2 tRNA genes and 2 rRNA genes are annotated in these 2,723 nt (G+C 45.2%); all 4 read right to left on the reverse strand.

Going from position 1 to position 2,723, the window contains the following annotated elements:
- A 23S ribosomal RNA gene (locus BMY96_RS15790) occupies window positions 1–615 on the reverse strand; the annotation flags it as partial.
- Between the two features lie 191 nt (window positions 616–806).
- Window positions 807–880 (reverse strand) — tRNA-Ala (locus BMY96_RS15795).
- Between the two features lie 98 nt (window positions 881–978).
- Window positions 979–1,052: transfer RNA gene (locus tag BMY96_RS15800), tRNA-Ile, on the reverse strand.
- Window positions 1,053–1,142: 90 nt separating this feature from the next.
- Window positions 1,143–2,662 (reverse strand): 16S ribosomal RNA (locus tag BMY96_RS15805).
- Window positions 2,663–2,723 lie beyond the last annotated feature (61 nt).

Here is a 2,723-nt window from a genome sequence, read left to right on the forward strand (position 1 = left end):
CGGTAACTCGTAGGCTCATTATGCAAAAGGCACGCCGTCACAGATCAAGTCTGCTCCGACCGCTTGTAAGCGTATGGTTTCAGGTTCTATTTCACTCCCTTATTCAGGGTTCTTTTCACCTTTCCCTCACGGTACTAGTTCACTATCGGTCTCTCAGGAGTATTTAGCCTTATCGGATGGTCCCGACTGTTTCATACAGGGTTTCACGTGCCCCGCACTACTCAGGATACCACTAGATTCACACGCTTTACTTATACCGGGCTATCACCGTCTATGGCTTGTCTTTCCAAACAATTCTAATTCATTATGCTTCAAATATCGTGGTCCTACAACCCCAAAATTGCCGTAACAACTTTGGTTTGGGCTAATCCAATTTCGCTCGCCGCTACTATCGGAATCACTTTTGTTTTCTTCTCCTCCGGGTACTTAGATGTTTCAGTTCTCCGGGTTTGCTTGCATTACTGCATACTATATCTTCAATATAGTGGGTTGCCCCATTCGGATATTTGCGGATCAATTCTTGTGTGCAGATCCCCGCAACTTTTCGCAGCTTATCACGTCCTTCATCGCCTCTGAGAGCCTAGGCATTCCCCATACGCCCTTATTTAGCTTATTGTACTTTTTGCTTTTTTAATGAGTTTACTATAATAATAAACGATTTTATTATTATAATATGATTAATTAGTTATCGCTCGTGATACTAATTAATCCTAATTATTACTTTAAAATAGATTAGATAATTCTAATACTATTTTCATGTATCTTTTTTCAATATGTCAATGAACTTTAATTACTCTCGTAATTCGTGGAGAATATCGGAGTCGAACCGATGACCTCCTGCGTGCAAGGCAGGCGCTCTAGCCAGCTGAGCTAATCCCCCGTTTCTAGTCGCAGTCCACAGTCTGCAGGTTGCAGTCGCTTGTGCCGACTCGTTTGGTGGATTACTTCTTCTAGAATTTCCTTTTATTTAGTAGTTAGTAGTCTCAGGCAGACTCGAACTGCCGACCTCTACATTATCAGTGTAGCGCTCTAACCAGCTGAGCTATGAGACTCTACTAAATTGTTTATTTTAAATTAACAGCAATGAGAATAAACTACTTATCATAATAGTTTGTTGATACTTATTAGTCGTCTTTCTCTAGAAAGGAGGTGTTCCAGCCGCACCTTCCGGTACGGCTACCTTGTTACGACTTAGCCCTAGTTACCGATTTTACCCTAGGCCGCTCCTTACGGTGACGGACTTCAGGCACTCCCAGCTTCCATGGCTTGACGGGCGGTGTGTACAAGGCCCGGGAACGTATTCACCGCATCATGGCTGATATGCGATTACTAGCGATTCCAGCTTCACGGAGTCGAGTTGCAGACTCCGATCCGAACTGTGATAGGGTTTATAGATTCGCTCCTGGTCGCCCAGTGGCTGCTCTCTGTCCCTACCATTGTAGCACGTGTGTAGCCCAGGACGTAAGGGCCGTGATGATTTGACGTCATCCCCACCTTCCTCACAGTTTGCACTGGCAGTCTTGTTAGAGTTCCCGACTTGACTCGCTGGCAACTAACAACAGGGGTTGCGCTCGTTATAGGACTTAACCTGACACCTCACGGCACGAGCTGACGACAACCATGCAGCACCTTGTAAATTGTCCGAAGAAAAGTCTATCTCTAAACCTGTCAATCTACATTTAAGCCCTGGTAAGGTTCCTCGCGTATCATCGAATTAAACCACATGCTCCACCGCTTGTGCGGGCCCCCGTCAATTCCTTTGAGTTTCATTCTTGCGAACGTACTCCCCAGGTGGGATACTTATCACTTTCGCTTAGCCACTGAACCGAAGTCCAACAGCTAGTATCCATCGTTTACGGCGTAGACTACCGGGGTATCTAATCCCGTTCGCTACCTACGCTTTCGTCCATCAGTGTCAATTGATTGTTAGTAATCTGCCTTCGCAATTGGTATTCTATGTAATATCTATGCATTTCACCGCTACACTACATATTCTAACTACTTCACAATAATTCAAGATAACCAGTATCAAAGGCAATTTTACAGTTGAGCTGCAAACTTTCACCTCTGACTTAATTATCCACCTACGGACCCTTTAAACCCAATGATTCCGGATAACGCTTGGATCCTCCGTATTACCGCGGCTGCTGGCACGGAGTTAGCCGATCCTTATTCTTACAGTACCGTCAAGTCTCTACACGTAGAGATGTTTCTTCCTGTATAAAAGCAGTTTACAACCCATAGGGCAGTCTTCCTGCACGCGGCATGGCTGGATCAGAGTTGCCTCCATTGTCCAATATTCCTCACTGCTGCCTCCCGTAGGAGTCTGGTCCGTGTCTCAGTACCAGTGTGGGGGATCCCCCTCTCAGGGCCCCTACCTATCGTCGCCATGGTAAGCCGTTACCTTACCATCTAGCTAATAGGACGCATAGTCATCTTACACCGTAACCTTTAATACAAGCTCCATGAGAAGCATGTATACTATGAGGTATTAATCTTCGTTTCCAAAGGCTATCCCTCAGTGTAAGGTAGATTCTATACGCGTTACGCACCCGTGCGCCGGTCGTCATCAGAATGCAAGCACTCTATGTTACCCCTCGACTTGCATGTGTTAGGCCTGCCGCTAGCGTTCATCCTGAGCCAGGATCAAACTCTTCATCGTTAAATTTTATGTGCCAATCTTAATTTAATTAAGTCGACATCTTTTAACAACTAATTAGAAT

Origin of the sequence: Algibacter pectinivorans, from assembly GCF_900112595.1 — a bacterium.
Classification (GTDB): domain Bacteria; phylum Bacteroidota; class Bacteroidia; order Flavobacteriales; family Flavobacteriaceae; genus Algibacter_B; species Algibacter_B pectinivorans.